The sequence below is a fragment of the Streptomyces sp. 7-21 genome (assembly GCF_016741785.1).
Classification (GTDB): Bacteria; Actinomycetota; Actinomycetes; order Streptomycetales; family Streptomycetaceae; genus Streptomyces.
In genome coordinates, this window is sequence record NZ_JAERRL010000018.1 from 47,556 (window position 1) to 71,803 (window position 24,248).

Sequence of the window (24,248 nt, forward strand, 5' to 3'; positions counted from 1 at the left end):
GTGGCGGTCACCTCCGAGGAAGAGCTGCGGGAGGTCGTCGGCCAGCCGGCGCCCCACGCGCGCGAGAAGGTCCGGACCCGCTGCGCGCGCTGGACCGGGAGTGGCTGGCGCACTCGCCGCTCTGTCTGATCGCCACCGCTGGGGCGGACGGCGAGGCGTACAGCGGGCGGCGGTACGACGGGCTGACCGCCCTTCCGCCGGGAGCGGGCGTCAGGCGGCGTCCAGCTGCCCCGCCGGGCCCGCCGCGCCGCGGCCGAAGCGGCGGCGCGCCCGGTCGGCCGCGGCCTCGGCGCGGCGGCGGCGGTCCTCCGCCGGGTCGAGCGACAGCTGGCGGGGGACGCTCCCGGCGTCGGTCAGGTCCTCGGCGCGCAGGCTGAGGGCCCGGACGCGGGCGCGTTGCAGGGCCAGCGCGTCGTGCAGGGCGTAAGCCAGGCGCACCAGCGCCGGGGTGTGCGCGGTGGGCTCGGGCAGGGCGCGGGTGCGGGTGGTGGCGGAACGGTCGGCGTAACGGACTGTCAGGGTCAGGGCGCGGGCCGCCTGGCCCTCGCCGCGCAGCCGGTACCCGAGGTCGTCGGCGAGGGTGAGCAGGGCCCGCCGCCGGGTGTCCGGGTCGAGCTCGTCGTGGCCGAACCGGTGCTCGGCCGAGACGGAGCGCGGCGGGGCACCGGGGACAACGGGGGTCGGGTCGATACCGCGCGCCAGGTCACGGACGCGGCGCCCCTGGGCCGCGCCGAGCGCGCGCTGGAGCGTGGCGGGGGGCGCGGCGGCGATCCGCCCGGCGGTGCCGAGCCCGAACGAGCGGAGGGTGCGGGCAGTCGCGGGGCCGACGCCGTGGAGGGCCTCGGCGGGTTTGTCCGCCAGGAAGGCGGCGATGGCGGCTGGCGTTCCCGGCACGGCCGTCACGCCGGGGCGGCCGTGCCGGTGCGCGGCTGCCATCCTGGCGAGCAGGGGGTTGGCGGCGACGCCGATGGCGCAGTCGGTGCCGTGCAGGGCCAGCGCCCTGACCCTGATCAGCCGGGCGAGGCGCACGGCGTCGAGGCCGAAGTACCGCCGCGCGCCCCGGACATCGGCGAGCGCGCCGTCGGGGGGCAGCGGCTGGACGACGGGGGTGACGTCGTGCAGCAGCCGGAGCAGCGCGGGGTAGTGCTCCGGCTCCGCGCCGCGGGACTGCCCGGAAAACTGTCCGGGAAACGGCCCGGAAGAGAGGAAGCGGACGCAGAGCACATCCGTGGCGGTGCCGCTCATCCCGCGCTCCCCGGGCTCGCGTGCCACAGCTTGCGCCCGCCCGCCGCCTGGTCGCCCGCGGGCCGCAGGTCGGCCCAGGGGTGCAGGGTGTAGCCGGTGGGCAGTTCGATGGCGCGGCCCGCGCCGCCGTCCCGTTCCCCGTCGTTTCCGCCGGGGGCGTCGGGCCGCTCGGCGAGGCGGGCGGCGACCGCGTCGAGGCCGCCGGTGCCGCGCAGCTCGGCCAGCTCGGCCAGGTTCCACGCGGCCTGTCCGACGACGCTGAGGGTGCGCGGCCCGCGCCGCTGGACCGTGCCGCGCACCAGCAGCAGCCAGGAGTGGAAGACGGTGTGGGCGCAGGCGGCGTGACTGTCGTCGAAGAAGGCCAGGTCCACCAGGCCCGTGGTGTCGTCGAGGGTGACGAAGATGACGCGCCTGCCCGACCTGATCGGCGGGGTCTGCGTGGCGGCCTTGGCTCCGGCGACCAGGACGGTCTGGCCGTGCTCGGCCTCGCGCAGGCGGCGGGCGGAGACAACGCCGAGTTCGGCGAGGAAGTCCTGGTGACCGGCCATCAGGTGACGGGTGGTCTCCATGCCGAGCACGCCGAGTTCGGCACCGAGCCGCTCGTCCGCGTCGAGGTCGGGCAGCCCGGCGGGCGGCACCTGCGCGGCCGGGACGGCGGAGCCCGCAAAGCCCCCGGAGTCCTCGGAGCTCTCAGCGCTCCCCGAGCCGGTGGCGCTGAGCGGCAGCTGGCGGCCGCCCGGTCCGCTGCCGCGCCGCTGCCGGTACAGCTCGGCCAGGTGCAGCAGCAGGTCGCGGCGGTTGTCCCCGAAGGCGTCGAGCGCGCCGACGCGCGCCAGCCGCTCGGCGACGGGACGGGAGGGCGCGGCCCGGTCCAGCAGGTCGGGCAGCGAGCGGTAGGGCCGCCCGGCGGCGATCCGTTCGGCCTCCGCCTCGGTGATGCCCTGCACCTCGCCGAGCGCCAGGCGGATGCCCAGCTTCCCTGATTCGGACTCCAGTTCGATTCGATAGGCAGCGTCTGAGGCGTTCACATCCAGCGGGAGCACCGGCACCCCCCGCCGCCTGGCGTCGGCGAGCAGCAGGCGCTTGGGGTACATCCCCGGGTCGTGCGTGAGCAGCCCGGCGTAGAAGGCGGCGGGGTGGTGGGCCTTCAGCCAGGCCGACTGGTACGTCGGCACGGCGAAGGCGACCGCGTGCGCCTTGCAGAAGCCGTAGGAGCCGAACGCCTCGACGATCTCCCAGGTGCGGTCGATGGTCCCGGTGTCGTAGCCGCGCGCCGCCGCCTCCGCGGCGAACCAGGCGCGCACCCGGGGGATCCGCTCGCTGTCCGAGAGCGCCCGTCTGGCCTCGTCGGCCAGTGCGCGGTCGCAGCCGGTCATCACGGACAGCACCTGGATGATCTGCTCGTGGAAGACCACCACGCCGTAGGTCTCGCGCAGCGCCGGCTCCAGGTCACGGTGCGGGTAACGCGGCGGGCGCCTGCCGTGGCGGGCCTCGATGAAGGGCCGCACCATGTCGGCGGCGACGGGCCCGGGGCGGAAGAGCGAGATGTCCACGACGAGGTCGTGGAACGTGCTCGGCTGGAGCCGCCCGAGCAGATCGCGCTGGCCGGGCGACTCGATCTGGAAGCAGCCGAGCGTCTCGGCGGACCGGATCAGCCGGTAGGTGGCGGGGTCGGCGGGCGGCACCGCGTCCAGGTCGATCCGCTCGCCGGTGGCGCGCTCCACCTCGGCGACGGCGTGCGCCATGGCCGACTGCATCCGCACGCCCAGCACGTCGAGTTTGAGCAGGCCGAGGTCCTCCACGTCGTCCTTGTCGAACTGCGACATGGCAAAGCCCTCGCCGCTGGTGGGGACGACCGGGGTGCGGCGCCGCAGGGAGCCGTCGGAGAGCAGCACGCCGCAGGGGTGCATGGCGACGCCGCGCGGCAGCCCGTCGAGCGCCTCTACCAGGTCCCACATCCGTGCCCCGTAGGCGTCCGCGTCCACGCCGCGCAGCTCGGGCAGCTCGGCGAGGGCCGCGCGGGCGTCGCGCGCCCGGATGTGGGGGAACGCCGTGGCCAGGCGGCCGGTCTCCTCCGGGGAGAGGCCGAGCGCCAGGCCGACGTCGCGGACCGCATGGCGCACGCGGTAGGTCTCGGGCATGGCGAGGGTGGCCACGCGCGCGGCGCCGAAGCGGTCGAAGATGGCGCGGTAGGCCTCCAGGCGGCGGGCGGACTCCACGTCCACGTCGATGTCGGGCAGGACGGCGCGGCGCGGGGAGAGGAAGCGTTCCATCAGCAGGCCGTGCTCAACGGGGTCGGCGTGCGCGATGCCGAGCAGGTGGTTGACGAACGAGCCGGCGCCCGAGCCGCGCGCGGTCACGCGGATGCCCAGCTCCCTGATGTCCGCGACGACCTGGCTGACGGTCAGGAAGTAGGAGGCGTAGCCGAGCCGTTCGATCAGGCGCAGCTCCTCGTCCAGGCGGCGCCAGCGCGTCTCGTCGCGGTCGTAGCGGCGCACGATCATGGCGGCGGCGCAGCGGGACCGCAGCTCCCGCTCGGCGGTGCGCCCGGCGGCGCCCGCCAGGCGGGGCTCGGGGAAGTGGACGCTGCCGATGCCCAGGTCGGCCTCTGGCGAGACCTGGCAGGCGGCGGCCGTCTCCTCGGTCAGGGCGAGCAGCCGCCGGGCGGCCGGGGCGCCGTACCCGGCTGCCTCGGCGATGCGCAGCGCCTGCGCGGCCATGGCGTCGGGGGGTTTCAGCCAGCGCTCCCCGTTGTCGAGCCCCCGCCGGGGGTCGATCGGCACCAGGAGGCGGGCGGAGTCGAGCACGTCGGCGACCGGCCCCTGGTCCGGGTCGGCGTAGCGCACGGCGTTGGCGAGCACGGGCGTAATGCCCTGCTCGGCGGCGAGGCCGAGGGTGCGCGCGGCGGTGCGGAGCGGGCCGCTCGCGCTGACCTCCAGGCGCAGCGCGTCGCCGTAGACCTCGCGCCAGAGGGCGAGCAGCCGGGCCGCCAGGTCGGGCCGCCCGGCGGCCAGGGCCCTGCCCGGCTCGGAGTCCGGCCCGAGCAGCACGGTCACGCCCTCGCCGCCGGCCTGGTCCCAGGGCAGCTCGGGACGGTCCGCCCGCCCGGCGTGGGCGGCGGTGACCAGGCGGCACAGCTCGGCCCAGCCGGCGGCGCCGTCCCGGGCGAGGAAGGTCACCCGGGGTGCGGATTCATCGACAAAGGCACCGCCGCGCACCGGCGTCCGGCGCCGGGGCGCGGCCGTGCCGCCGCCGGACGCCGTGGCGCGGGGAGAGGCGACGGCCAGCTCCACCCCGTACAGCGGGCGCACTCCGGCCGCCGCGCAGGCCCGCGTGAACCGCACCGCGCCCGCGAGCGTGTCGCGGTCGGTCAGCGCCAGGGCGGCCATGCCGCGCTCGGCGGCCCGCTCGGCGAGCCGCTCGGGATGGGAGGCGCCGTAGCGGGCGGAGAAGCCGGAGGCCACGCGGAGATGCGTGAACCCGGCCCCGGGCGACCGTGCCATCCGCACCTCCCATCGCGCTCGCCCCCCTGTCACTCATCGGCCGGAATCCACCATAAACCAGCCATCGAACGCACGTGCGAATCGATCATTGCCGCAGGTCAGCACAGAACGGGCCCCGCCGGGGGTGGCCGGAAAACGTCCCTTGCCCGGCTGGGGCGCCGCGCAGCCCGCCAGGCCCGGCGCATGGCGCCCCCGCGCGGCTCCACCGGGGGGCTTCCGGAGCGCCCACAGCCGCGGGTTAGGCTGCCGGGGTGGCTGCCTCTCTCGATCTGGTGATCTTCGACTGTGACGGCGTGCTCGTGGACAGCGAGCCGCTCGCGCTCCGGGTGTGCGTCGAGCTCGGTGCCGAGCTGGGCTGGCCGCTCACCGAGAAGGAGATCATCGACCGCTTCCTGGGCCGCTCCGAGCGCGCGGTCCGCGCCCAGATCGAGGAGCGCCTCGGCCCGGAGGCCGCCGACCGCTGGGAGACGCTGTACCGGGAGCGGCTCAACGCCGCCATCGACACCGAGCTGACCGAGGTGGACGGGATCAGCGAGGCGCTGGACGCCCTCACCCTCCCCTCCTGCATCGCCTCCAGCGGCTCCCACGCCAAGATGCGGCGCACCCTCACCCGCACCGGCCTGTACGAGCGCTTCGCCGGGCGGATCTTCAGCGCCTCCGAGGTCGAGCGCGGCAAGCCGGCGCCCGACCTGTTCCTGCACGCAGCCTCGCGCCTCGGCGTGGCACCGGAGCGCTGCGCCGTGGTGGAGGACAGCCAGTACGGCGTCCGCGCCGCCCGCGCCGCCGGGATGCGCTGCTTCGGCTACGCCGGCGGCCTGACCCCGGCGGAGTGGCTGGAGGGGCCGGACACCGTCGTCTTCACTGACATGCGGAAGCTGCCGGTCCTGCTGTCCGCCTGATCCCGGCTACGGCCAGTCCGGCAGCCGGGCGGCGGCCTCGTCCAGCAGGCGCCGCAGGGCCAGGGCGTCGGGCGCGAGCGCGGTGACCAGGACGGCCGGGCCGGCCAGCGGGGTGAGAACGGCGGTCTCGCCGAGCACAGCGGGCGCGGGCGGCCGGTCCTCCCAGGCGGGCTCCACCACGAGCAGCTGCCCCACCGCCCGGTGGCCGCCGAGGACCGCCCCGCCGTCCCAGCCGGGGACCCCGGGGCCGAAGGCCAGCTCCTGGTCGAGCAGCGGCCAGCCCTCGCGCCACACCGTCAGCCGCGCGGTCAGCCGGCCGGTCTCCTCCCCGGCGCGGCCCAGCACCTGCTCCTCGCGGTAGCGCAGGCGGGCGCTGGCCGCCAGGTCGACGCGGGTGGTCATCGCCAGCTCGCTGCCGCGCGCGCAGACCAGCGGCTCCGGCAGCCACGCCAGCCGGGCCCGCTCCCCCGCCGCCAGCCGCACGTCGTACGCGGCGGGCACCGGCGCGGGCCCCGGCAGGGCGACGGTCGCCGCCGCCGAGGTGACGCGCAGCGCGGCGCCGGGCGCGGCGGTGGCGGACAGCCGGAGCCGGTCGCCGTTGAGCGGGGCGGTCATGGCGCCGACGAGCGTGACGTGCGCGGTGCCGGGCTCCCCGCTCCCGGTGCGGCGCGGGGCGAACGGCCCGCCGCCGCGCAGTTCCGGCAGCGTGCCCCCGGGGCCGGCGGTGATCCGGGCCTCGGCCGTGACCGCGCCGCGCGCCGGGCGCGTCACGCCCCGCCCCGCCAGGCGGCGAGCCGGGCGGTCACCCAGTCGGCGACGGGGCGCACGCCGTCCTGCGCGGTCAGCGAGGTCAGCACCACCGGCAGGCCGCCGCGCCGCGCCACCGCGTCGCGCTCCATGACGGCCAGGTCGGCGCCGACGTAGGGCGCCAGGTCCGTCTTGTTGATGACCAGCAGGTCGGCCGTGGTGATGCCGGGCCCGCCCTTGCGCGGGATGTCGTCGCCCGCCGCCACGTCGATGACGAAGATCTGGGCGTCGACCAGACCGCTGGAGAACGTGGCGGTGAGGTTGTCGCCGCCGGACTCCACCAGCACCAGGTCGAGCGGCCCGGTCCGCTCCTGGAGCTCCTCGACGGCGTCGAGGTTGGCGGAGATGTCGTCCCGGATGGCGGTGTGCGGGCAGGCGCCGGTCTCGACGGCCGTGACGCGCTCGGGGGGCAGCACCGCGTGGCGCAGCAGGAAGTCGGCGTCCTCGCGCGTGTAGATGTCGTTGGTGACCACGCCCAGCGACAGGGTGTCGCGCAGCTCCCGGCACAGCGCGGCCACGGTGGCGGTCTTGCCCGAGCCGACCGGGCCGCCCAGGCCGATGCGCAGCGCCCGGGAGCCGGGCGCCGCGGGCGCGGCGGCGTGGGTGTGGCGCTCGGGATAGGTGCGCGGGTGGTCCAGGTGCATGGGACGGTCTCCTTCCGGAGTCGTGTCGGCGCTCAGGAGGCGTGGCGGAGCCTCAGGACGAGAAGAGGCGGACGGGCAGCGCCGCGTGCCGCTCGGCGGCGACGTCGAGCAGCGGCGCCGAGGCGGCGGGCAGGGCGGCCGTGCCGTGGCGCGCGGCCCCGGCCGCCGCCCGCGCCGCGCGCGCCGCGGTGGCGTCGACCGCGGGCGCCAGGCGGGCGGTCACGGCCGTGGCGGCGGCCGGGTCCAGGCTCAGCAGCCGGACGGCCGCCGAAGCGGGTCCGCTGACGGACTCGTAGGCGGCGGCCAGGGCGGCCTCCCGCGGGCCGAGCCCGGCGGCGCGGGCCACCAGCCCCAGCACCACGGGCTGGTGGAGGCCGGGCCTGCGCCCCGCCAGGTCGTCGAGGACGGGCGAGGGCCAGGTGGCGCGGGCGGCGCGCGCGAGCTGGCGGCCGAGCCGGCGGGCGGTCGTCCGCAGCGCGGGCGAGGGCGTGCGGGCGTCGGCCGCGGCGTCGAGTTCGCCGGGGTCCAGGCCGTCGCAGGCCGCGGCGGCGAGCGCGGCGGCGACCAGCCCGGCGGTGCGCAGGCGCCCGGCGCAGAACGCCTCCAGCGAGGCCGGATCCGTCACCCGCCCCGCGTGCACGGCGGCCTCCGCGCCGCCCGAGTGAGCGTGCGCGCCCGCGGGGAAACGGCCGTCCGCGAGCAGCAGCAGGGCGGCCGGCGGGGTGCCGTGCGCGCGGGGCGTGCCGTCGGTGCTCATGCCGCGCGGACTCTCAGAACAGGAAGTAGCGCTGCGCCATGGGCAGCTCGGCGGCCGGTTCCGGGGTGACGGGCTCGCCGTCGATGGTGACGGTGAAGCTGTCGGGGTCGACCGCGACGTGGGGGCGCGCGTCGTTCAGCCGCATGTCGGCCTTGCCCCGGCCGCGGGTGCTGGCGGCGGCGACCAGCCGCTTGCCCAGCTCCAGGCGGTCCGCCAGGCCGTCGTCGAGGGCGAGCTGGGTGACGAAGTTCACCGAGTTCGCCGCCGGTGCCCGGCCCCGCGCGCCGTACATCGGGCGCGGCAGCACGGGCTGCGGCGTAGGGATCGAGGCGTTGGCGTCCCCCATCTGCGCGTAGGCGATCTGGCCGCCCTTGAGGACGAGCCGGGGCCGGACGCCGAAGAAGGCCGGGTCCCACAGCACCAGGTCGGCGAGCTTGCCGGGTTCGACCGAGCCGACCTCGTGGTCGATCCCCTGGACGATGGCCGGGTTGATCGTGTACTTCGCGACGTAGCGGCGGGCGCGGAGGTTGTCGGCCGCGCCGTCGCCCGGCAGCGGGCCCCGCCGCCGCTTCATCGCGTGCGCCGTCTGCCACGTCCGCGTCACCGTCTCCCCGATCCGGCCCATGGCCTGCGAGTCGGAGGAGATGACGGAGATCGCGCCCAGGTCGTGCAGCACGTCCTCGGCGGCGATCGTGGTGGGCCGGATCCGGGACTCGGCGAAGGCGAGGTCCTCGGGCACCGCCGGGTTGAGGTGGTGGCACACCATGAGCATGTCGAGATGCTCGTCGACGGTGTTCACGGTGTGCGGGCGGGTCGGGTTGGTGGAGCTGGGCAGGACGTTCGGCTCGGAGACGACGGTGATGATGTCGGGGGCGTGGCCGCCGCCCGCGCCCTCCGTGTGATACGTGTGCACCGCCCGTCCCCCGATCGCCGCCAGCGTGTCGCCCACGAAACCCGCCTCGTTCAGGGTGTCGGTGTGGAGGGCCAGCTGCGCGCCGGTCTCTTCGCAGACGCGCAGGCAGGCGTCGATGACGGCCGGGGTGGCACCCCAGTCCTCGTGGATCTTGAACGCGAGCGCGCCGCCGCGCAGCTGGCTGAGCAGCGCCTCGCGGGAGACCGTGCTGCCCTTGCCGAGCAGGCCGACGTTGACCGGGCAGCCGTCCATGGCCTGGAGCATCCGGGCGGTGTGCCACGGGCCCGGGGTGACGGTGGTGGCCTTGGAGCCCTCGGCCGGGCCGGTGCCGCCGCCGATGAGCGTGGTCACACCCGCCGCGAGCGCCTCGTCGGTGAGCTGCGGGCAGATGAAGTGGACGTGGGCGTCGATGGCACCCGCGGTCAGGATCTGCCCGTTGCCCGCGATGACCTCCGTCTCCGGGCCGACGACAAGCCGGGGGTGCACCCCGTCCATCGTGTCGGGGTTGCCCGCCTTGCCCAGCGCGGTGATCCGGCCGTCCCGGATGCCGACGTCGGCCTTCACGATGCCGGTGTGGTCCAGGACCACGGCTCCGGTGATCACGGTGTCGGGCGCGCCCTCGGCGCGGGAGGCGCGCGCCATGCCCATCGACTCCCGCAGCACCTTGCCGCCGCCGAAGACCGCCTCGTCCCCGGCGCGTCCGGGGCCGCCCGCGAGGTCCTGTTCGATCTCGATCAGCAGGTCGGTGTCGGCCAGCCGCACCCGGTCGCCCGCCGTGGGGCCGAAGAGCCCGGCGTACGCGGCCCGGCTCAGCCCGCTCACGCCGCGCCTCCCGTCCCGGTGCCCGTGCCGCCGCCGAGCGGGCCGCCGGTCTCGCCGCGCAGCCCGGGCACGGTCCGGCGGCCGGCCAGCGGCACCAGGGCCACCTCCACGGGGATGCCCGGCTCGAAGCGGACGGCCGTGCCCGCGGCGATGGCCAGGCGCTGGCCCCGGGCGGCGGCGCGGTCGAACTCCAGGCCGGGGTTGGCCTCGGCGAAGTGGTAGTGGGAGCCGACCTGGACGGGGCGGTCGGCGGTGTTGCGGACGGTGAGGCGGGTGACGGGGGCGCCCTCGTTGAGCGGCACCGGCTCCGGCGCGAAGAGGATCTCTCCGGGGATCACGTGACGGCCTCCTCGGGCACGGGTCAGCTGATGGGCTCGTGGACGGTGACGAGCTTGGTGCCGTCGGGGAAGGTGGCCTCGACCTGGACGTCGCGGATCATCTCGGGGACGCCCTCCATGACGTCGTCGCGGCTGAGCACGTGGCGGCCGGACTCCATGAGTTCCGTCACGGTCCTGCCGTCGCGGGCGCCCTCCAGCACGTGCGCGGTGATCAGCGCCACGGCCTCGGGGTGGTTCAGCCGCAGCCCCCGGGCGCGGCGCCTGGCGGCGACGTCGGCGGCCACGTGGACCAGCAGCCGTTCCTGCTCGTGCGGGGTCAGTTGCACGCGTCACACCTCACCGTCATCGGCCCGGAACCGGGCGCCGGGCACCGGAAGGTTAGTTCGAGTTCGTTACGGTCGCGTTACCGGCGCTTCGCCCGGCTTCCGTCACCGTGTGCGGTCACGGTGTGCACAGAAGTGGCCAGTGAGGCCCGGGGCAAGGCAGGGTAGGGGAGGACAAGCGGGACACAGACCCCCGTGCCAGTGACGGAAAACGTGCACGTGTGAAGGAGCTAGGAGCCTCATGAGGATCGGGATCGTCGGAGCCACGGGCCAGGTCGGCGGCGAAATGCGGCGGATTCTGGCGGAGCGGAAGTTCCCGGTCGAGCAGCTGCGGCTGTTCGCCTCGTCCCGGTCCGCGGGGCGCACGCTGCCGTGGCAGGACGGCGAGATCACGGTCGAGGACGCCGCCACGGCCGACTACTCCGGGCTCGACATCGTGCTCTTCTCCGCGGGCAAGGGCACCTCCCGGGCGCTGGCCGAGAAGGTCGCCGCCGCCGGGGCCGTGGTCGTCGACAACTCCTCGGCCTGGCGCCTTGACCCCGAGGTGCCGCTGGTCGTCTCTGAGGTCAACCCGCAGGCACTGGCCAACCGCCCCAAGGGCATCGTGGCCAACCCGAACTGCACCACGATGGCCGCCATGCCCGTGCTCCGCCCGCTGCACGCCGAAGCCGGGCTGACCGGCCTGGTCGTCGCCACCTACCAGGCCGTCTCGGGCAGCGGCGGCGCCGGCGTCGCCGAGCTGGCCTCACAGGCGAACGCCGCCGTCGCGCAGGACGCCTCGCGGCTCACCTTCGACGGCGCCGCCGTCGAGTTCCCGGCGCCCGAGGTATACGTGCGCCCCATCGCGTTCAACGTGCTGCCGATGGCGGGCTCGATCGTCGACGACGGCCTTGAGGAGACCGACGAGGAGCAGAAGCTCCGCAACGAGAGCCGCAAGATTCTCGGCATCCCCGACCTGAAGGTCTCCGGCACCTGCGTGCGCGTGCCGGTCTTCACCGGCCACTCGCTCCAGATCAACGCCCGCTTCGAGCGCCCGCTGTCCCCGGCGCGCGCCCGGGAGCTGCTGGCGCAGGCCCCCGGCGTGGAGCTGTCGGACGTGCCCACGCCGCTGCAGGCCGCCGGCCGCGACCCGAGCTACGTCGGCCGCATCCGCCGCGACGAGACCGCGGAGAACGGGCTGGCGATGTTCGTCTCGAACGACAACCTCCGCAAGGGCGCCGCGCTCAACACCGTGCAGATCGCGGAGCTGCTCGCCGACGAGCTGAGCTGACCGCCGCGCGGGCCCCGGGCGCCCGGGGCCCGTCAGCAGTCGCAGCCGCAGTCGCAGCCGCCGCCCTCGCCGTTCCCGCAGCTGCAGCAGTCGCAGCAGTTGCCGCACGGCTCGCAGCAGTCGCACCAGTGACAGCAGCCGGTGCGCTCCTTCCCGGTCCACGGGTCGTGGTACGGGTCCTTGCAGCAGATCTGGCAGCTGACGCACAGCCCCAGCCACACCACGCAGCCGGCGATCAGCCCGCGCCGCCGTCCGGGCGGGGCGCCGGGCGGCGCGCCCGGCGGCGCACCGGGCGGCACGTGCGAGCAGGCGGGGGCGGCGGGGCCGAAGGCCCGGTCGATGGAGCGGCGCAGCTCGTGGACGAGCAGCAGGTGCGTGAGGCGGTCGCCGGCGATGTCCGTCTCGCGCAGCGCCAGCCTGATGCCGTGCGCCGCGTCGTCGCACAGCCGCCGCACCTCGGGCATCGGCGTGCCGGTGGCGGCGATCGGGTTCCACACCCCGGCCGCCGTGTCGGCCTCGAAGTCCTCGACGGCGTCCAGCAGGTGGGCCACGCGGCCGAAGAACCGCCCGGCCTCGGCCAGCGGCTCGGCGTTGCCGGGCCGGCCCGCCAGGTGGGCGGTGTGGGCGAACGCGGCGGCGGTCGCGGTCTCGGTGGGCTCGGTGACCGCCAGCAGGGGCGTGCCGGGCCCGGCGAGCGACTCCAGCCGCTGCTGCCGCTCGACGGCCTCGACCAGCACAGCCGTGTCGAAACCCACCCCGGCGCCGCCTTCGGCGGCCGCCCGGTCCCAGCGCCGCGCGACCCGGCTGGCCGCCGCGGCCAGCGGGCGGCGGGCCAGCAGCCCGTCGCCGTCCGCGACGTGGTCCCGGATCTTGGCGGAGGCCAGGACCAGCGAGACGGCCGCCGCCAGGTCGGCGCCCTCACCGCGCACGATCCTGGCCGGGCGCATGCCGCGCAGCGGGCACGGCCCCGCGGTGCGCCGGTGGCGCGCCTCCCCGGCGCGGGCCTGCGCCTCGTAGAGCACGGAGATCAGCAGCCCGTCGTAGTTGGTCGCCAGCCGCGCTGACTGGCCGTGTGTGGCGCGCAGCGCCAGGCACAGGCCGCACAGGTGCGCCAGCCAGGTGCGGTGCAGCCCTTCGGGCAGCCGGTGCTGGCAGGGTCTGATGATTCCGAACACGCCTCCCCCGTTTCCCCCTGACACGTCGTGCTTCATGCGTGCCGTGCGCGTCGGCGCTGCGCACGGACTGATGCGGAGGCCCCGGCCCGCACGGGCCGGGGCCTCCGTAGTCTGCCATCTTCACGGGCGGCCCGCGGTGTCAGGGGCCGCCCGCGGGCGGTCGGTTACGGGAGCGTGGCGCCGGTCGCCGCCAGCGCGTCGGCCACCGGGTAGAAGAACGTCGTCCCGCCGAACGTGCAGTCGCCGCTGCCGCCGGAGGTCAGCCCGAGCGCGGTGCTGCCGGAGAACAGCGCGCCGCCGCTGTCGCCGGGCTCGGCGCAGACGTTGGTCTGGATGGTGCCCCTGACGACGCCCTCCGGGTACTCGACGGACACGTCAAGGCCGGTGACCTCGCCGCCGTGCAGGCCGGTCGTGCTGCCGCTGCGCTGGACCTCCTGGCCCACCACGGCCTCACCGGCGCCGGTGATCTGCTGCTGGCTGCCGTTGTACAGGTTCACGGCGCTCGGAGCGTCCACGCTGGAGGTGTACTCGACCAGCGCGTAGTCCGCGCCGGGGAAGACGCTCTCGGTCGTCACGCCGACCTCGGAGCCGCCGGAGGAGCCGGACCAGCCGGTGCCGACGCCGCCGCAGTGGCCCGCCGTCAGGAAGGCGGGCGAGCCGTTGACGGTCACGTTGAAGCCCAGCGAGCAGCGCGCGTTCGAGGTGTAGATCGCGTCACCGCCCGCGAGGTAGGGAGTGAACTCGCCCTCGACGCGCTCGAAGCTGGCCTTGCTGCCCAGCGCTTCCACGCCGTCGCGGACCGCCTCCAGCTCGCTGCCGGTCACAGTCGAGTCGACGGTGACCTTCACGGTGTTGCTGACCGGGTCGATGGACCAGGCGGTGCCGGGAACGGAGAACTCCTCCACCGCCGCCTTGGCGGCGGTCAGCTCCGCCATGCTGTTCTCGACGATCCGGGCCTGGGCGCCGGCCGCCTCCACCTGGTCTGCGGCCTCGGCGTCCAGGACGTTCACGATGAGCGTTCCTGACGCGCTGTCGTAATAACTGCCCGCCGCGGTGTCGCTGAGCTGCTCGGTGAGGGTGGCGGACAGCTGGCCCGCCTCCTGCGAGGACAGGACGCGGGGCTCACTGTCCGAGGATGTGGGGGTGGTGGCATTCGCCTGCGAGACGGCGAGAGAGCCCGCCATCAGGGCTGCGATGCCGGTGACGGCCGCCGCGGCGCGCCGCCGTGTGGTGCGTCGGTGTGTCACGCTCGTTTCCTCCTGTGGGGGTTGGAGCCGGACGGCTCCGGAGAGAGCACGGGCGTGCGCGTCCCGGGACCAGGCCGGGCCGGACACGTCCATGCCAAGCGGTCTGGCGAGTATCGCCAGCCAGGCATGGCGCGCACAAGAACAAGTTCACGCCCCGACCATATGAACACATCGAGGGCATGAATCCTCACACCTCACGCAGAACACTCCGGCTATTCGCGCAGCGGGCCCACAACGAGAGGCCCCGAGGGGGGTGCGTGCTGGTTCCGTGCGAGCAAACCAGCCATGAACATAAGGTCTACACCTGTCTGAAAATAATCGGTTGGGGTCCGCTCATCGCACCAGGCCGTCCGTTTTCCGGAGCGCACGAGCCCGCGCACGGTGGCGCGCGAGGGCTTTCTGCGGCGCTCCAGCAGCCCTCCAGGGTCCCGTGAGCATTTCTGGGAGGGCAGCCGCCGCCGCTGCCGCGGAGAACGAGACGCGCCACCTGGTGGCGCCGGGAGGGCGGCGTGACCTGCCAGGGCGGACGGCGCGGCGCCGGGACCCCGCCAGCAGCGGCCGTCCGGCCACCCGCGCTCCGTCCCGCCGCTCCGTATCCCCCCAGGGACGCACGAAGGCGCCCCCGCCCGGACGTGCCGGGCGGGGGCGGGAGGAGTGTGACGCGCGTCCCCTGCTAGAAGACGTCGACGCCGTAGGCGTCCAGCGCCTCGACGACGGGCTGGAAGTACGTCGTGCCGCCGAACGTGCAGTCGCCGCTGCCGCCGGAGGTGAGGCCGATCGCGGTCGAGCCGGAGAACAGCGGACCGCCGCTGTCGCCCGGCTCAGCGCAGACGTTGGTCTGGATCAGGCCGTAGACGATGTCCCCGCCGCCGTAGTTCACGGTGTAGTTGAGCCCGGTGACCGTGCCGCTGTGCAGTCCGGTGGTGCTGCCGCTGCGCTGCACGGACAGGCCGACCGTGGCGTTGGCGGCCCCGGTGATGTCACGGGTCGAGCCGTTGTACAGGTTCACCTCGCCCGGGTGGGGAACCGAGGAGCTGTACTGCACCAGGCCGTAGTCGTTGCCCGGGAAGCTGCTTCCCACGGTCGGGCCGATCACGGTGCTGCCGCTGGAGTTGGCGTACCACGTGCCCGCGCCGTCGGTGCAGTGACCGGCGGTGAGCATGTAGTACGTGTTGCCGCTCCGCACGTTGAAGCCGGCGGAGCAGCGCCAGCTGCTCGCGTAGATCGCGTCGCCGCCCGCGACGTACCGCTGGAGCGTGCCCTCCGTACGCTCCACGGTGATCGCGTCCGCGAGGCTGCCCGCGCTGTCCTTGATCTCTTCGATCTCCGCCTCGGAGACCGTCTCGTCGACCGACAGGAGAACCTCGTTGGTCTCCGGGTCGATGGTCCAGGCCGTGCCGGCCACGTCCGCCTCGAGGATGGCGTCGCTGGCGGCCGTCAGCTGTGCCCTGCTGAACGTCCTGGCGTCGTCCGCCTGGGCGGCGCTCGGCGCGAGGAAGGCGGCGAGCGCGAGGAGGCCCGTTGCCGCGACGATCGGCCGCAGCCGCCGGGCCAGGCTTCTGTGGGGGTGGGTGCGCTTGGAACTCACTCTTTCCTCCTGTAAGGAATCTGGGCACCACCGGACGGCGGGACCCGTGAGGCGTGGCCAGGGGCGGAGCCGGTAGGGCATGCCCCTGACAAGCGCTGCACCCGAGTCTTCTCACCGGCGACCGTGTTGTCGAGGACGCCTTTCGGCCAGGCGATCACGGCCGGTCACCCATCTGGCGGCATAGCGTCAACTCACACAGCGTCAGGGTGCCATTACCACATCAGTCCTGATGAGACGGTGATTCGTATGCACCAGAACCGTCACGAAACATGGGCTGGAGCGCAATCCACTTGGCGCATCGTCCGTGACATGAAAGACCATAGGGAAGCGGACGAGAACGCAGGGGCCGCGTGAGGAGAGGAGGAGTCCATGGGATCGGTACGACGGGCGAGCGCCTGGCTGGGGCTGGTCGACGACAGCGAGCGCTACTACGACGACGAGTACGCCGAGGGCCCCGAGCCCGGTGACACCGCCGAGCCGTGGACCACCGACCCGCGAGTGCGCGTGGCAGCGGACGCCGCCCACGAGCAGGGCGGCAGGATCGCCACCGTCACCCCGGACAGCTTCCGGGACGCGCGCCGGATCGGCGAGCTGTTCCGCGACGGCGTCCCGGTCATCATGAACCTCACGCTCATGGAGCCCGCCGACGCCAAGCGCGTGGTCGACTTCGCCGCCGGCCTGATCTTCGGGCTGCGCGGCGACATCGAGCGCGTCGCCAACCGCGTCTTCCTGCTGACGCCGTCGCGCTACGAGGTGGTCAGCGCCGCGCGCAGCACCACGGACGACGGCTTCTACAACCAGAGCTGACGGCTTCCCGGGGCCTGCCCGCCAGTCAGCCCCGGAAGGCGTCGAGCCCGGTGAGCGCCTTGCCCAGCACCAGCTGGTGCATCTCCTCAGTGCCCTCGTACGTCAGCACGGACTCCAGATTCTGCGCGTGGCGCATCACCGGGTACTCCAGCGAGATGCCGTTGGCTCCCAGCACCGTGCGCGCGGTGCGGCAGACCGCCAGCGCCTCACGGACGTTGCGGAGCTTGGCGAGCGAGACCTGCTCCGGCCGCAGCGTGCCCGCGTCCATGCGCCGGCCGAGGTGGTGGGCGAGCAGCAGGCCGGTGTGCAGGGAGGCGGCCATGTCGGCGAGCTTGGCCTGGGTGAGCTGGAAGCCGGCGACCGGCCTGCCGAACTGCTCGCGCGCGCCGGCGTAGGACAGCGCGGCCTCGAAGCAGCTGCGGGCGGCGCCCATCGCGCCCCAGGCGATCCCGTAGCGGGCGTGGTCCAGGCAGCTCAGCGGCGCGCCCAGGCCCCGCGCACCGGGCAGCGCCGCGTCGGCGGGCAGCCGCACCCGGTCCAGCACCAGGTCGCTGGTGACGCTGGCCCGCAGCGAGCCCTTGTGCCGGATCTCGGTGGCGTGGAAGCCGGACGCGTCCGTAGGCACGGCGAAGCCGCGCACGCCGTCCTCGGCGCGCGCCCAGACCACGGCGACGCCGGCGAGCGAGCCGTTGGTGATCCACGCCTTGCGGCCCGTCAGCAGCCAGTCGGAGCCGTCGCGCTCGGCGCGGGTGCGCATACCAGCGGGATCGGAGCCCTGCTCGGGCTCGGTGAGGGCGAAGCAGCCCAGGACCTCGCCCGCGGCCATGGGCGGCAGCCACCGCTGCCGCTGTTCCTCCGAGCCGAAGCGGTGGATCGCGCGCATCGCCAGCGAGCCCTGGACCGAGACCAGGGACCGGATGGCGGAGTCGGCGGCCTCCAGCTCCAGGCAGACCAGGCCGTACCGCACGGCCGAGGCGCCCGCGCAGCCGTAGCCGCGCAGCGTCATGCCCAGCGCGCCCAGCGCGCCCAGTTCCCGGGCCAGGTCGCGGATGACGGGGACCTCACCGCGCTCGTACCACTCGGCCACGTACGGCAGCACGCGCTCGGCCGCCCACCGCCGGGCGGCCGCCCGGATGGCGAGGTCCTCCTCGTCCAGCAGGTCGTCGAGGCCGAGCGGATCGGCCGGGTCAAAGGCGGGTGGCCGTGCGGCGGGGACGTCACCGGGCACGGCGGGCACGTCGTCGGGCATGGGCCGACGCTAGGTCCGGGGCACGCCGCTGGGCAAGAGCCGCCGTCCCGCGTCGCCGCCGGCGGCACCCTGGCGGCGCTCCGCGGCGTTCCCGCCGTCCTGGCGGTTCCCGCCGTGCTGCCCGTTCCGCTCCCCGCCCGGCTCCGCCTCCCGGTCCGGACCGCCGCCGGGCGCGCTCAGGCCACGCGGCAGCCGCAGTGCGGCCAGGGCCCCGAGCAGCAGCAGGACGGCGCTGACGAGCAGCGTCAGACGCATGCCGTGGACGAACGCCTGCACCGCGCTCTCCCGCAGCGCCCGCCCGGTCTCGCCGCCGAGGCGCGCGGCCACGACGTACGCCTCGCCCAGCGAGTGGCTGGCGGCGTCGGCGTCGGCCGCCGAGATCCCGGCGGTGTTACGCACCCCGGAGCCGTACACCGCGTTCATCACGCTGCCGAGCAGCGCGATGCCGATGCCCGCGCCGAACTGGTACGCGGTCTCGCCGATGGCCGCCGCTCCCCCGGCCTGCCGGGCCGGGCAGTCGCTGAGCATCGACTCGTAGGAGCCGAACAGCGTGGCCTCCAGCCCGAAGCCGAGCAGGATGAAGCCCGCCGCCATCACGGCGGGCCTGTCCTCCTGGCCGAGGAGGGTCAGCACCAGCACGGCCGCCGCCGTCAGGACGAAGCCCAGGGCGACCATCCGGCGCGGGCCGAGCCGCCCCAGCAGCCGCGAGCCGGCCAGGCCCGCGGCGATGGCGGCAAGGCTGAGGGGCAGCAGCCGCAGCCCGGTGAGCAGCGGGGACAGCCCCAGCACGAGCTGGAGGTACTGCGCGGCCACGAGGGCCAGGCCCACCAGCGCCAGCACCGTCAGCACGATGCAGCCGACCGCCGTGCCGAAGGCGGGCCGGCCGAACGCCCGCAGGTCCAGCAGCGGTGCACGGCGGCCGCGCTGGCGGCGCGCGAAGAGCAGCAGCAGGGCGGCCGAGGCGAGCACGGCCAGCATCGTGCCCGCCCCGAACGGGTCACCCGCACCCGCCCGCTTGACGGCCCAGATGCCGCAGAACAGCCCGGCCGCTGCCAGCAGCGCCCCCGCCACGTCCCAGGAACCGGCACGGTCGCCCGTGGCCACCGACTCCGGCAGCAGCCAGCGGGCCACCGGCAGGCACACCAGCATCAGCGGGATGTTGACGAGGAAGACGGAGCCCCACCAGAAGTGCTCCAGCAGCAGGCCGCCGGCGAGCGGGCCCGCCGCCGCGCCGACGGCCGCCACCGCGCTCCACACCCCGATCGCAGCGGCGCGCTCCCGGCGGTCGGGGAAGACGTGCCGCAGGATCGACAGCGTCGCGGGCATGATCATGGCGCCGCCCATGCCGAGCAGGGCGCGGGCGGCGATCAGCATGGCAGGCGTCGCGGCATACGCGGCCAGCGCGGAGGCGAGGCCGAAACAGGCGTAGCCGAGAAGCAGCACGCGGCGCCGCCCCACCCGGTCGCCGAGCGTGCCGAAGAAGAGGAGCAGCGAGGCGCAGACCAGCGGGTAGGCGTCGACGATCCACAGCAGTTCGGGGCCGCCGGGCCGCAGGTCCTCGGTGACGGCGGGGACGGCGACGTGCAGCACGGTGGCGTCGACGGCGACGAGCAGCAGGCTGACGCAGAGGACGGCGAGGATGCTCCAGCGGTTCCGCGGCGGGGCGGGCGGGCCGTCCTGGCGTCCGGAGGCGTGGCTGGCCATGGTGCTTGCGGGCTGGGGCGTCCCGGGCATCGCTCCGCACCTCCCTGGGGACCAACGCGCGCCGAGGCGGTGGCGCCTCCGCGGACCGGGGGAACACCAGCGGGCGCGCGCACTGGCCGGACGCGGAGGCCGGACGACGTCACACACTACGGCAGGCCCCGCAGGCTCCCGCGCCGTCCCCGGCGGCAGGACGGCGACAGGACGGCGACAGCAGGGGAGAAAACGCCGTTCACCTGATGACGGCAAAAAGAAAGCGCGCGGATCATTCGTTCGGATTATTCCGACCGCGAATTCCCCGCTGCGCGCCGTTCCGTGACGCCGGGATAATGACCTCGCCAATCACATGAGCACACATCACATAGCCATCACGAATGAGGGCCTGCGCGCTGGTTCCGACAAGTCAACGGGTAATCTTGAGAGAGTGCGTACCGACCGATTCCTCGCCCGCATGGAGCAGGAGCAGAAGCCACCGCAGGTGCCGGCTCCGGTAATGAGCCGCACCCGGCTGCTGCTGCTGGGTGCAACGCTGGCGTTCTATGCGGGCGTCGTCGCGGCGGTGCTGACCACGTCGTGGCTGGTCCGCTTCGACTGGCAGGTCATGCTCTTCCGTCCCTACAAGCAGTGGCCCGAGTGGCACGCGTTTCTCGACTACTTCGTCGTGCTGGGCCAGCGCGGGCCCACGGCCGTGCTGATCGCGTCGTGGCTGCTGTGGCGGTGCTGGCGGCAGCGGACGATGCGGCCGCTGCTCGTGTTCTTCACAGCGCTGCTGCTGCTGAACGTCTCCGTGGGCGCCGCGAAGCTCGGCATGGGGCGCGAGGGACCGCACTATGCCAGCGTCATCGGTTCCAACGAGATGTGGCTGACCGGGGATATATTCCCGTCCGGCCATACCGCGAACGCCGTGGTGACCTGGGGAATCCTCGCCTATCTGGCGACCACTCCCCGCGCCCGCCGCCTGCTGTCGGTGCTCGCGGCGGTCTTCGCGCTGAGCGTCGGTGCCACCACCGTCTACCTCGGCACCCACTGGGTGAGCGACGTGCTGCTCGGCTGGGCCGCGGGGCTGCTGGTGCTGCTGGCGCTGCCGTGGTTCGAACCGCTGATCACCCGGGTCGAGATCGCGCTGCTGTCGCTGCGGGCCCGGCTGCGCGGCTGGCCCGCGCCGCCGGAGCCGACGGTGCTCACCATGCCGCAGGACGGAACCGGGCGGCAGGAGCACGCCGTGTCCGCACCGCTGGCGGGCGCGAGCCCCGACCATCCCGGTCATCCCGGCCATCCCGGTCATCCCGGCCACTCGCAGCCGCTGCGCACGCACTGACCGCCGCGGGGCGGGCCGGGAGGATCAGCCCTGCCAGCAGCGCACGACCGCGCCGTCCGAGACCGCCAGGTTCAGGCGCCCGGGCATGTACTCCATGGTGATGACGGCGTCCGGAGGCAGGCGGCGTACGGTGCTCCAGCCGCGCTCCCTGGCCCTCCGCTCGGCGTCCTCGGCGGTCAGGCCCACGTACTCCTCCGGGGCGTCATCGGGGGTGCGCGGACGGCGCGGAATCGGTGCCATGACGCCACCGTACGCCGCCCCGCGCAGCACCCGGAAGTCCCGCCCGGATCCGGGCCATGTCACGCTTCTGTCACAGACTTCCGCGCTCACAACCGTTACCTCGGCGCCTTGGCACAGCACCGGAAAACGGGTTCCGGATGTCTTTCTCCCGCCATTTCCGGGGCCGTCTCGGATGGTTTTCCGCGCGGGCCGCTGGCGCGGTTTTCTGCCGCCGTTATTCACCCGCCGGATGAACAGTGGTGAACGGCCGGTTGATGACTGATTACCTGCCGACCGCGCCGTTCGGTGGGGCGGAGCGCTCCGTTCCGGCCAGCAGGCCGCCAGCCGAAGAGGCGATTCGGCCGCCCGGGGGCGTGACCCGCGTGGCGTCCCCCCCGTTGTGCATGGGCACGCCGCCCGACCGTGGCGGAGACCCGAACCGAGGAGCGACAGTGTCCCCCCTGCTCGACGTCAGCGACGACGTACGCGCCGAGATCGGCGACGAGGAAGCCGAACGGCTGCTCACCGGCGAGAGCGCGCCCGGAACCTACGACTGCACCTCGTGCCGTACTCCCGGCAACACCAGCCAGGAGCGCACCAGCACCGTGCTGTTCGTAGGCGAGGAGACGGCCGTGCTGGCCTTCGCCCACGCCACGTGCATCCCCTCGCAGGTCGTCTCCGTCTCCGAGGAGCAGCTGCGGGGCGCGGTCCGGTCCATCACCGGGAACGGCCACTCCCCCACCCCGTCACCCACCCCGTCACCCGCCCCGCAGACGCCGGCGACGGCCGGTGTCCCCGCTCCCCAGACGCCCCAGCCCGCCCCCGCTGCCGCCGCGCCCGAGCCCGCCGAGCGCCAGGCCGTGCTGGGGGTGACGTGCGGCCAGATCCTCATCGAGGGCGAGCTGCACGCGGCCATCGTGGTGGAGCCGACGGGCCCCATCGCCAGGCCGGGCTCCGACGGCCCCGGCGACGACTTCCTGCCGCTGCTGATCGAGGCGGGCTTCCTGCCGGTGACCGACGTGGCCACGGCGCCGTCCCCGCTGGCGGGCTGGTCGGTGCTGCTGGCCATGGGCAAGCTGCACGCCGTGCTCCAGTCGGCGCCCGGCACCACGCAGCCGGTGGTGTGGTGGCAGGCGCACCAGCCACTGGCCGTGACGGACGGCTGGCGGGCGAGCGCGACGCAGCGCCAGCGCGTCTACGTCTACTGCGCGCCCGCCGGCACGATCGGCCAGCAGCCGCGCGAGGACCTGCTGCGCGAGGCGCTGGAGAAGGCGGCGGCGGCAGGCGCCCTGGTGGGCGCCGAGATGCCGCTCGCCGGCACCTGAGCTTCCCGGGCACGGCTAAGGCACGGTAAAGGCAGGGCAGGCACAGGATGGCGCGATCAGGTGCAGCATCGCCGTTCCCCGCATCCGCGGGCGGGGCGGATCGTTGGACCGATGTGCAGTCTTACGAAACCCACCGGACCCAGCCGCCCGCCTACGGCACCTACGAGGGAGGACACCAGCCCGGCATCCCCGGCATGCGGGCCCCCTCGGAGCGGATGGCGGGCTCCTCGCCCACACCGATCTACGACTCGCTGTGCGCCGAGTACCGCCGGCTCTTCCGGGCGCTGCCCGGCGACCGCAGCGACGAGGAGGAGCTGCGCTTCCGCGGCTTCGGCGGCGACCGGGGATACGAGCAGCCCGGCGGCATGACGCCCGCCGTGTACCCCTCGTACCCCTCCTCCACCACGTACGCGCCCCTGGGCGGGTACGGCGGCTACCCGGAGCAGGCCGCGCACACGACGGCCTACGGCCGCGCCGTGCCCGCCGCCCTGCCGCCCGCGCAGCGCGACGCGGGCGCACCCGAGATGGCGATGGGAGGCTGACCGGGGGGCGGCGGCCGCCCCCCGGTCACTTCCCCGGCTTGCGCCGCCGTTCCCTGACCTTCACCGACATGTGGATCGGGGTGCCCTCGAAGCCGAACTCCTCCCGCAGCCGCCGCTCGATGAAGCGGCGGTAGCCGGCCTCCAGGAAGCCCGAGGCGAAGAGCACGAAGCGCGGCGGCCTGGTGCCCGCCTGGGTGCCGAAGAGGATCCGCGGCTGCTTGCCGCCGCGCACCGGGTGCGGGTGCGAGGCGACGAGCTGGCCGAGGAAGGCGTTCAGCTTGCCGGTGGGCACCCGGCTCTCCCAGCTGGCGAGCGCGGTCTCGATGGCGGGCACCAGCTTCTCCACGTGCCGCCCGGTGCGCGCCGAGATGTTGACGCGCGGCGCCCAGCGCACCTGGACCAGCTCCTGCTCAATCTCCCGCTCCAGGTAGAAGCGGCGCTCCTCGTCCAGCAGGTCCCACTTGTTGTACGCCAGCACCAGCGCGCGCCCGGCGTCCACCGCCATCGTGATGATGCGGGTGTCCTGGACGCTGATCGGCTGGCTGACATCGATGAGGACGACGGCGGCCTCGGCCCGCTCCAGGGCGGCGGCCGTCCGCAGCGAGGCGTAGTAGTCGGCGCCGTCGGTGAGGTGGACCCGGCGCCTGATGCCCGCCGTGTCGACGAAGCGCCACGTCTTCCCGCCGAGGTCGATCAGCTCGTCCACCGGGTCACGGGTCGTGCCCGCCACCTCGTCGACGACGACCCGCTCCTCGCCCGCCACCTTGTTGAGCAGGGACGACTTGCCGACGTTCGGGCGCCCGATCAGCGCGATGCGGCGCGGCCCGCCAGGGGCGTCACCGAAGGACTGCGCCGGGGCCTCGGGCAGCACCTCGAGCACGGCGTCGAGCATGTCGCCCGTGCCCCTGCCGTGCAGCGCGGAGACCGGGTGGGGCTCGCCGATGCCCAGACTCCACAGGTAGGCCGCCTCCGCCTCCATGGAGGGGCCGTCCACCTTGTTTGCGCACAGCACGACGGGCTTGCCGGAACGGCGCAGCAGCTTGACGACGGCCTCGTCGGTGTCGGTGACGCCGACGGTGGCGTCCACGACGAGGATCACGGCGTCAGCGGCCTCGATGGCGAACTCCGCCTGCGCGGCCACGGAGGCGTGGATGCCGAGGACGTCCTGCTCCCAGCCGCCGGTGTCGACGACCTTGAAGCGGCGCCCGGCCCACTCGGCCTCGTAGGTCACACGGTCCCGGGTGACGCCGGGGCGGTCCTCCACGACGGCCTCGCGGCGGCCGAGGATCCGGTTGACGAGTGTCGACTTGCCGACGTTCGGACGGCCCACGACGGCGAGGACCGGGAGCGGGCCGGCGGAGGCGGCGGCGAGTTCGCTGCCGATCTCCTCCTCGTCGAAGCCCTCGCCGGCGGCGAGCTCCACGAACTCCGCGTACTCGGCCTCACCGAGGGCGCCGTGCGCGCCGCCGGAGCCGGGACTGTTCTGCTCGGTCATGGGTCGGGGTACCTCGCCTGTGCGTCGTTTGCGTCGAAGGTTCGAAAGGATTCGCAGGGTC

21 protein-coding genes are annotated in these 24,248 nt (G+C 74.6%); 6 read left to right on the forward strand and 15 right to left on the reverse strand.

The features are described 5' to 3' along the window. Positions 1-210: 210 nt before the first annotated feature. The gene (locus tag JK356_RS19625; RefSeq protein WP_201869994.1) at positions 211-1,245 is read right to left on the reverse strand and encodes a hypothetical protein; all 1,035 of its coding nucleotides are present in this window, start codon (positions 1,243-1,245) and stop codon (positions 211-213) included. Continuing rightward, positions 1,242-4,748 carry a DNA polymerase III subunit alpha gene (locus tag JK356_RS19630; protein WP_201869995.1) on the reverse strand — a complete coding sequence of 1,169 codons (3,507 nt, stop codon included), beginning with the start codon at positions 4,746-4,748 and terminating at the stop codon, positions 1,242-1,244. The genes JK356_RS19625 and JK356_RS19630 overlap by 4 nt, the downstream gene beginning before the upstream one ends. A 251-nt stretch (positions 4,749-4,999) precedes the next feature. On the opposite strand from JK356_RS19630, the gene JK356_RS19635 reads away from it, so the two are divergent. Beyond that, entirely contained in the window at positions 5,000-5,647 is a 648-nt protein-coding gene (locus JK356_RS19635; protein WP_201869996.1) for an HAD family phosphatase, read from the forward strand. A 6-nt stretch (positions 5,648-5,653) separates the two neighbouring features. Here the strand turns inward: JK356_RS19635 and JK356_RS19640 are convergent, their stop codons facing one another. The 6 genes from JK356_RS19640 to JK356_RS19665 are packed head-to-tail and all read right to left on the reverse strand — an operon-like array spanning position 5,654 to position 10,254. After that, positions 5,654-6,418: an urease accessory protein UreD gene (locus tag JK356_RS19640; RefSeq protein ID WP_201869997.1), complete on the reverse strand. Its 765-nt coding sequence runs from the start codon at positions 6,416-6,418 to the stop codon at positions 5,654-5,656. After that, on the reverse strand, positions 6,415-7,098 hold the full coding sequence (ureG, locus tag JK356_RS19645) for an urease accessory protein UreG (RefSeq protein WP_201869998.1): 684 nt from the start codon (positions 7,096-7,098) through the stop codon (positions 6,415-6,417). Before ureG ends, JK356_RS19640 begins: the two co-directional genes overlap by 4 nt. Before the next feature lie 52 nt (positions 7,099-7,150). Beyond that, entirely contained in the window at positions 7,151-7,855 is a 705-nt protein-coding gene (locus JK356_RS19650) for an urease accessory protein UreF (RefSeq protein WP_201869999.1), read from the reverse strand. A gap of 13 nt (positions 7,856-7,868) precedes the next feature. Further along, positions 7,869-9,590 carry an urease subunit alpha gene (locus JK356_RS19655; protein ID WP_201870000.1) on the reverse strand — a complete coding sequence of 574 codons (1,722 nt, stop codon included), beginning with the start codon at positions 9,588-9,590 and terminating at the stop codon, positions 7,869-7,871. Continuing rightward, the gene (locus JK356_RS19660; protein WP_201870001.1) at positions 9,587-9,928 is read right to left on the reverse strand and encodes an urease subunit beta; all 342 of its coding nucleotides are present in this window, start codon (positions 9,926-9,928) and stop codon (positions 9,587-9,589) included. Before JK356_RS19660 ends, JK356_RS19655 begins: the two co-directional genes overlap by 4 nt. Before the next feature lie 23 nt (positions 9,929-9,951). Beyond that, positions 9,952-10,254 (reverse strand): urease subunit gamma, encoded by a 303-nt coding sequence (locus JK356_RS19665; RefSeq protein WP_201870002.1) that lies wholly within the window; start codon positions 10,252-10,254, stop codon positions 9,952-9,954. 238 nt (positions 10,255-10,492) lie between these two features. On the opposite strand from JK356_RS19665, the gene JK356_RS19670 reads away from it, so the two are divergent. Further along, positions 10,493-11,521: an aspartate-semialdehyde dehydrogenase gene (locus JK356_RS19670; protein ID WP_201870003.1), complete on the forward strand. Its 1,029-nt coding sequence runs from the start codon at positions 10,493-10,495 to the stop codon at positions 11,519-11,521. A gap of 32 nt (positions 11,522-11,553) precedes the next feature. On the opposite strand, the gene JK356_RS19675 is transcribed toward JK356_RS19670, so the two are convergent. The 3 genes from JK356_RS19675 to JK356_RS19685 form a co-directional block, all read right to left on the reverse strand. Continuing rightward, positions 11,554-12,696: a DUF5685 family protein gene (locus JK356_RS19675; protein WP_201870004.1), complete on the reverse strand. Its 1,143-nt coding sequence runs from the start codon at positions 12,694-12,696 to the stop codon at positions 11,554-11,556. Between the two features lie 164 nt (positions 12,697-12,860). After that, positions 12,861-13,943, reverse strand: coding sequence for an alpha-lytic protease prodomain-containing protein (locus JK356_RS19680; protein WP_201870005.1), 1,083 nt, complete (start codon positions 13,941-13,943; stop codon positions 12,861-12,863). A 673-nt stretch (positions 13,944-14,616) separates the two neighbouring features. Further along, entirely contained in the window at positions 14,617-15,531 is a 915-nt protein-coding gene (locus JK356_RS19685) for a S1 family peptidase (protein ID WP_307815770.1), read from the reverse strand. 369 nt (positions 15,532-15,900) lie between these two features. Here JK356_RS19685 and JK356_RS19690 point away from each other — a divergent pair, with 369 nt between their 5' ends. After that, the gene (locus tag JK356_RS19690; RefSeq protein WP_201870007.1) at positions 15,901-16,338 is read left to right on the forward strand and encodes a cell division protein SepF; all 438 of its coding nucleotides are present in this window, start codon (positions 15,901-15,903) and stop codon (positions 16,336-16,338) included. A 25-nt stretch (positions 16,339-16,363) separates the two neighbouring features. On the opposite strand, the gene JK356_RS19695 is transcribed toward JK356_RS19690, so the two are convergent. Next, complete coding sequence (locus tag JK356_RS19695) at positions 16,364-17,587, reverse strand: acyl-CoA dehydrogenase family protein (RefSeq protein WP_201870008.1); 1,224 nt, start codon at positions 17,585-17,587, stop codon at positions 16,364-16,366. A gap of 9 nt (positions 17,588-17,596) precedes the next feature. Next, entirely contained in the window at positions 17,597-19,321 is a 1,725-nt protein-coding gene (locus JK356_RS19700) for an MFS transporter (RefSeq protein WP_374100684.1), read from the reverse strand. Positions 19,322-19,712: 391 nt separating this feature from the next. On the opposite strand from JK356_RS19700, the gene JK356_RS19705 reads away from it, so the two are divergent. Continuing rightward, on the forward strand, positions 19,713-20,606 hold the full coding sequence (locus JK356_RS19705) for a phosphatase PAP2 family protein (RefSeq protein WP_307815771.1): 894 nt from the start codon (positions 19,713-19,715) through the stop codon (positions 20,604-20,606). Between the two features lie 24 nt (positions 20,607-20,630). Here the strand turns inward: JK356_RS19705 and JK356_RS19710 are convergent, their stop codons facing one another. Further along, a complete protein-coding gene (locus tag JK356_RS19710) occupies positions 20,631-20,846 on the reverse strand; it encodes an I78 family peptidase inhibitor (RefSeq protein WP_201870010.1) in 216 nt (71 codons plus the stop codon). Positions 20,847-21,286: 440 nt separating this feature from the next. Here JK356_RS19710 and JK356_RS19715 point away from each other — a divergent pair, with 440 nt between their 5' ends. After that, a complete protein-coding gene (locus JK356_RS19715) occupies positions 21,287-22,150 on the forward strand; it encodes a hypothetical protein (protein WP_201870039.1) in 864 nt (287 codons plus the stop codon). A 113-nt stretch (positions 22,151-22,263) separates the two neighbouring features. Further along, positions 22,264-22,692 carry a hypothetical protein gene (locus tag JK356_RS19720; RefSeq protein ID WP_307815773.1) on the forward strand — a complete coding sequence of 143 codons (429 nt, stop codon included), beginning with the start codon at positions 22,264-22,266 and terminating at the stop codon, positions 22,690-22,692. Between the two features lie 25 nt (positions 22,693-22,717). Here JK356_RS19720 and der read toward each other — a convergent pair whose 3' ends face one another. After that, positions 22,718-24,187: a ribosome biogenesis GTPase Der gene (der, locus tag JK356_RS19725; RefSeq protein WP_201870011.1), complete on the reverse strand. Its 1,470-nt coding sequence runs from the start codon at positions 24,185-24,187 to the stop codon at positions 22,718-22,720. Positions 24,188-24,248 lie beyond the last annotated feature (61 nt).